The 5,656-nt window shown below is 36.8% G+C and carries 6 protein-coding genes, 5 tRNA genes and 1 other RNA gene; 10 read left to right on the top strand and 2 right to left on the bottom strand.

What is annotated here, in order from left to right:
- Window positions 1-242: 242 nt before the first annotated feature.
- Window positions 243-319: transfer RNA gene (locus tag AC29Z1_RS12600), tRNA-Pro, on the bottom strand.
- Between the two features lie 893 nt (window positions 320-1,212).
- On the opposite strand from AC29Z1_RS12600, the gene AC29Z1_RS12595 reads away from it, so the two are divergent.
- The 5 genes from AC29Z1_RS12595 to AC29Z1_RS12575 all read left to right on the top strand — a co-directional run bounded on the left by AC29Z1_RS12595 (window position 1,213) and on the right by AC29Z1_RS12575 (window position 4,257).
- Window positions 1,213-1,704: a hypothetical protein gene (locus tag AC29Z1_RS12595; protein ID WP_488271809.1), complete on the top strand. Its 492-nt coding sequence runs from the start codon at window positions 1,213-1,215 to the stop codon at window positions 1,702-1,704.
- A 190-nt stretch (window positions 1,705-1,894) separates the two neighbouring features.
- Window positions 1,895-2,017: a hypothetical protein gene (locus AC29Z1_RS12590; protein WP_488271808.1), complete on the top strand. Its 123-nt coding sequence runs from the start codon at window positions 1,895-1,897 to the stop codon at window positions 2,015-2,017.
- Between the two features lie 573 nt (window positions 2,018-2,590).
- Complete coding sequence (locus AC29Z1_RS12585) at window positions 2,591-3,556, top strand: MBL fold metallo-hydrolase (RefSeq protein ID WP_488271807.1); 966 nt, start codon at window positions 2,591-2,593, stop codon at window positions 3,554-3,556.
- A gap of 102 nt (window positions 3,557-3,658) precedes the next feature.
- Window positions 3,659-3,850 (top strand): hypothetical protein, encoded by a 192-nt coding sequence (locus tag AC29Z1_RS12580; RefSeq protein WP_488271806.1) that lies wholly within the window; start codon window positions 3,659-3,661, stop codon window positions 3,848-3,850.
- Window positions 3,851-4,014: 164 nt separating this feature from the next.
- Entirely contained in the window at window positions 4,015-4,257 is a 243-nt protein-coding gene (locus tag AC29Z1_RS12575; protein WP_488271805.1) for a hypothetical protein, read from the top strand.
- A gap of 199 nt (window positions 4,258-4,456) precedes the next feature.
- On the opposite strand, the gene AC29Z1_RS12570 is transcribed toward AC29Z1_RS12575, so the two are convergent.
- Entirely contained in the window at window positions 4,457-4,588 is a 132-nt protein-coding gene (locus AC29Z1_RS12570; protein ID WP_488271804.1) for a hypothetical protein, read from the bottom strand.
- An 81-nt stretch (window positions 4,589-4,669) separates the two neighbouring features.
- Between AC29Z1_RS12570 and AC29Z1_RS12565 the strand changes: the two genes are divergently transcribed.
- The 5 genes from AC29Z1_RS12565 to AC29Z1_RS12545 all read left to right on the top strand — a co-directional run bounded on the left by AC29Z1_RS12565 (window position 4,670) and on the right by AC29Z1_RS12545 (window position 5,497).
- A tRNA-Trp gene (locus AC29Z1_RS12565) sits at window positions 4,670-4,745 on the top strand.
- Window positions 4,746-4,754: 9 nt separating this feature from the next.
- A tRNA-Pro gene (locus AC29Z1_RS12560) sits at window positions 4,755-4,831 on the top strand.
- A 96-nt stretch (window positions 4,832-4,927) separates the two neighbouring features.
- A tRNA-Cys gene (locus AC29Z1_RS12555) sits at window positions 4,928-5,002 on the top strand.
- A gap of 3 nt (window positions 5,003-5,005) precedes the next feature.
- A non-coding RNA gene (gene ssrS / locus AC29Z1_RS12550) (6S RNA) lies at window positions 5,006-5,179 on the top strand.
- Between the two features lie 243 nt (window positions 5,180-5,422).
- Window positions 5,423-5,497: transfer RNA gene (locus tag AC29Z1_RS12545), tRNA-Gly, on the top strand.
- The last annotated feature ends 159 nt before the right edge of the window (window positions 5,498-5,656 follow it).

Here is a 5,656-nt window from a genome sequence, read left to right as displayed (position 1 = left end):
TGTTGAGGCAGTTCCAGTTGTAGAACTGGTTACCCCAACATTTATTATAGAGCCGTTTTATATAATTGGTTGTATCTTATGTTACAATATTTGCTAACGTTAAAAACGGAAGATTAAAAGGCATGGCTAACTACAGTCTGTCCTTTTAACTTGTATAAATTTTAATTTTGTTTCTTGAAAAATGCAAAGTATATAAGTAAAAAATCCGCAAGCTTACAAACTTGCGGATTTACTGAATTTTCTGGTCGGAGCGACACGACTTGAACGTGCGGCCTCTACCACCCCAAGGTAGCGCTCTACCAAACTGAGCTACGCCCCGATATTATTGTACAGTATCTACTGTTTTTCAAGATGTTTAACTGACGGAATTTATTGTACCTAATTTCAGCAGATTTGTCAACAATAATATTTAAATAAACTTCTATTATGGAAACTAGTTTTTAAAAGTTTTTCAATACATTGATTAGGCGGGAAAATATATTGCTTAGACCTGATTTGAATAAATAAAAGTACTTAATATATGTTAAGTATTTTAATATAATTAACTAGAAGGGAGGAGGACGTGAAAGTAAATAACAGGGGAGAAGAATCCTTGGTTATTGTCGTTTCAGTACTTGTAATAATATAGTATTTAAAATCGAAAGATTACTCAAAGTATTGAAATGGTAAAGTGGAATCAAGAGCGGCCAAATAAAAGCCCACCATCGCACTTGCGAAACAAAACAGCGATGGTGAGCTAGTCCGAGAGGCGGCGGGTAAACCGTCTCACCCTGAGTATAGTATGCTACTTTCACAGACTGTTATGAATTGGTTAAAAAGGTACGGCGACATGTTTTTTATCGTAATGGCACTACTGTATGGATTAACCCGCAATCCTGCCAGCGAATGGAGCATTGTCGACACTTTATTAATTATAGCGTTACTATTTATAGCCCTACATCGTATATTGAGAATGTTTAAGAAATGAGCTATTACTTTGAAATACCAGAAGAATGAGAGATATTCATACATACTGCTGAGGTTTGCAGATACTGGAGAGCTTACGCCAGAATGTATTTAATCTTAGCAGTGGGATATTGCAAGCCTACTTTCAGTCGCGAAGGTAGGTTTTGCTGTTTTTAGCATAAATTTAGCATATTTCCATATTCTCCTTTATTTCAACACTAGCTTCTTGTATAATAAATGGTAATTTATCTGAAGGGAGAGAAAACAATGAAAAAGGTGTTAATCCTGTTTGTATTGAGTATTTTATTGATCATTTCTGGAATTAATGCTGATGCTGCACATGGCCCTCGTACGGTGCCGTTGTACCAATATTATAATCACATAAATGGTGATCATTATTACACCATCAATTACAATCAACTTAAAGATGGCAAGAAGGGTTATGTTTTCGAGGAAATTCTAGGTTATGTATATGATCAACGCAAACAAGGCACAGTGCCTTTATATAGGTATTACAATAAATCAACTGGTGATCACTTCTATACTACCGATTTTGATGAGTTAGGTGAAGGTAGAGGTGGTTATAGTTATGAAGGTATTGAATGTTTTGTTTTTGCTCGGAAACGTTCAGATACAGTGCCTTTATACAGATATTATAATAAATGGAATGGTGATCATTTTTATACCATTAATCAACTTGGAAAGGGTAACCGTGATTACATTTACGAAAAGATACAGTGTTTTATTTATAAACGATAATTACTGCTGCCTGCCGATTATTCTGGCGGGCGGTACTTTTATATTTAACAAGATTACGGCCCACTTTTAGATTAGATAGGGATGAATTTGTTATTTTTGTCATAAATGTTGCATAATTCCACATTATTCTTAATCTAGAAAATAAATTATTGTATAATAATGTTAATCTATCTGAGGGGGGATGATTTAAGTGATTAAAGCTTTAGGTCGTTTAGTACCTTGGGTTATTTCAATAATCACTGCTCGATTTAATCGCCCAAAAGTGAAAGAAGTAGTAAATATAAAATATCATATGAGTAATAAAGCAAGTTAATTTGCGTTCTACTTTTTGATGGAGAGAGCTTTGCCCACTCTCAGCCTAACGGTTGTGGGTGGTTTTTTTGTGTAAACATGCTTTGTATACGTTTCAAAAGCTTTAGCTTTTAAGTACTTTTGCCAAGATTAATTTTATACCGTGAGAAATCCGGTTTTTTGTAAGTAGTGTCTAAAATTAACAGATTAAATGGGTAGCACCAAAGTAAATATTTTTTGTTAACATGTTATGTGCTAAAATAGTAGTGTATCAGTTCATTGAAATCATGGAAATCTTGAGGAACTCATACATTAGAAACACGTTTATTAATAATGATGTAAAAGCATTCTCAATACTAATTTTTCAATTTTGTTCATGGAAATGCTCCCGAATATAGAGGAATAAGTATTACTTTTTGGCGCATTCAGAGTAATCAGTATAATTTCGAGATCTTAAATAGCATTTCAACTTATCAGTATTATAAGTTACTGCTTAGAGGGGATTACTCCACTAGAATATTTCGACCAAGTCCTTCTGATTCCGCATTGGCAGGACTATTTGGCTGAGAAAATACAAAAAAAGGAGAAGTAAAAAATGGAAGAATTAATCTATCCCAATATTTATTGCAATAAGATACCCTTACCGAATAACCCGCTGAAGGCTCTGAATAGTTATATTATTTTATCGGCAGACCGCAACTTAATTATTGACACAGGTTTCAATCGACCGGAATGTGAAGAAGCATTATTAAACAGCATCAAAAATTTGGGGCTTGATCTTGATAGGACGGATGTGGTTCTTACTCACCTTCATTCAGATCATACCGGTTTAGCGGGCCTGTTGCAACAGAGGGGGGCTCGCATTTATGCCGGTGCCAAGGAAAAACATGCTATCCGGAACATGTACAGCCAAAGCTCTTGGGACTGGATGAATGAAGTGATTGTTTTACATGGCCTTCATATTTATAATATTACGCTAGAAGATCATCCTGGGTACCGGTACCGTTCGCTACCTTTGACTGACTGTGAGGGGCTGGCAGAAGGAGATCAACTGCAATACGGGGATTACACTTTTACCGTCATTGATATTCCTGGACATACTCCCGGTCATATTGGTTTATATGAAAAAAAACATCGCCTCTTTTTTTGCGGTGACCATATTCTGGGATCGATTACTCCGAATATTACTTTCTGGAATTTTAAGCAGGATTCTCTTGCGCAGTATTTAATGAGTCTAAAAAAAGTGAAGAATTTGGATATTGATTGGCTGTTCACAGCCCACCGCGAGATTGTTCGAGACACACAAAGCCGCATTGACCAGCTTGTAGACCATCATAAAAGGCGGCTAGCAGAAATTCTTGATATTTTAGCAGATGGTCCTAAAAATGCTTGTGAAGTGGCTGCACGCATGCATTGGGAAATTAGAGCCAAGAGTTGGGAAGACTTCCCCAAAGCGCAGAAGTGGTTTGCTACCGGGGAAGCAGCAGCACATCTGGAGTATCTTTATAATTCGGGCAAAGCTAACCGGAATACAGTTGCAGGCACGATGTATTATGGTTAAATGGTTCTGTTATCAAAAAAACTAGATAAGGGGCTGTCGCGTTAAGACAGTCCCCAAATAGAAAAAACTGCAACCAGTTACTTTTGGCTGCAGTTTTTTGTTGTGACAAATTGTAAAATTAATGCGACAGATTATCAAATGGCAATTCAAAAGCGACAGACCAAACCAGCTGATGCTGTCTTAGTTACGGCAATTCATATTGAAAAGAAAAATCAAATATTAGCAGGGGTAACGTCAATAAATAATCATACTTGTTTTTCTGTCGCATATCAGCATGAAAAGATTCAATTGTAATGTATCGTGTCAAATCATGGTGAATAATGCCGTAAAAATTTTATAAACCGAGGACATACTTGTTCAATTTGAATACTTTTCTGTCATCTTTTTTTTATAAGCTTGAAATACTTGAAAAGATGTCATACAATCTATTGGTCAAAATATCCAACTGGAGAAAGAAAATGGCAGTTGAATGTAGATGTGCGATTTACGAGCAAATTAGGGATGACCAAATCAAGTATTTTACCGTTCTAAACCTGCATTCGCAAGAAAATGAGATATTTCATACCAGTTTTGTCACAGATACATTAGATGAAGCCATCATACTATTACAAAAAAATATTTTGAGTATAAAAATAATAGAAAAAACTAGGGGTTTGATAACCTTGGTTGCTACGAAACAAAGCCTAGAAGATTATAGGTAAACAATTCTGATGCTTTATGATAACCTTACCTTTAGATTTCAGTATATCATTAAATCGTTCTTTAACACGTTTATAAAAGCTTTTCAGAAGCGGAATATCATGATTAGTCCAGCTAGAACCACTTGTACATCTAGCTTAATTAATTATAATCTAAATTGTTTTGGGGAGGTAGGTGTAGGATATCTACCTCCCCAAACAGTTACCACCTGTATTTTTTTATAAAAATTCCGAATGCAGTTTCCAGCATTTCTGCAATATACTGCCAAAGATCAGGTAGTGTTGTGAGTGGTTCATATTCTTCTTTAGATAACATATTTTTTTGTTTAGACATACACCTGACATTATGTTATAATATAATATACAAAATACACAGGCATCAGAAATCCCACAATGATTGGGTTTTGGGGCATCTAGGGGTATAGCTCAATTGGTAGAGTAGCGGTCTCCAAAACCGTTGGTTGTGGGTTCAAGTCCTACTGCCCCTGCCAAAAGTATATCGGGGCGTGGCTCAGTTTGGTAGAGTACCTGGCTTGGGACCAGGGGGTCGCAGGTTCGAATCCTGCCGCTCCGACCAAAAACATGAAAGATCAGGTAACTGGTCTTTTTTACTAACGAAAATTAGTTGACATAACTAACGAAGTCTGATATAGTAATAGATCCGAAAAGCAATGGCGACATAGCCAAGTGGTAAGGCAAAGGTCCGCAAGACCTTGATCCCCTAGTTCGAATCTGGGTGTCGCCTCCAATACATAGCCTGGGATGGATGTTATCTTAGATATGTCCAACCTACTGAAAAAACTAGGGAATTTGATGGTATGTAGCTGTCGAGCCACCACTGAGTGGAAGGCAAAAGCATACCTTAGGATACCCACCTGCTGAGTGCAGGTTTGGACATACAAAGAGACGACATTTTGGGCTTAAAAAAAGATACCAATAAATAACAGTTGACATGAAATAAAAAACATGATAATCTATAAAAGCTGTTGCGAACGGCGGAAAAAAATAACACGAACAAAGATGTTGACATAACCGATGTTGTGTGTTAGAATATATAACCGTCGCAAGTGCAGCAAATTGCTCTCTGAAAACTAAACAGTGTAAGTAATGCATCATAAAGCCAGATGTGCGAGTGGTTAAAAACCACGTCAATCAATTGATAGCGGATGCGGAAGTAGCTCAGTGGTAGAGCATCGCCTTGCCAAGGCGAGGGTCGCGAGTTCGAATCTCGTTTTCCGCTCCATAAGCAGATACACGAAATCTATGATTTCGATGTAGTCGCTTAGTTAGATGGTTACATCTAACATCAATAGTTAATAGAGCCATCAAATGGCTTCATAAATAAACTTTTATGGAGAGTTTGATCCTGGCTCAGGACGAACGCTGGCGGCGTGCCTAACAC

Source organism: Sporomusa sp., from assembly GCF_057736855.1.
The sequence above is the reverse complement of the archived record's forward strand: the minus strand, read 5'-3'. Positions and strand labels throughout refer to the sequence as shown.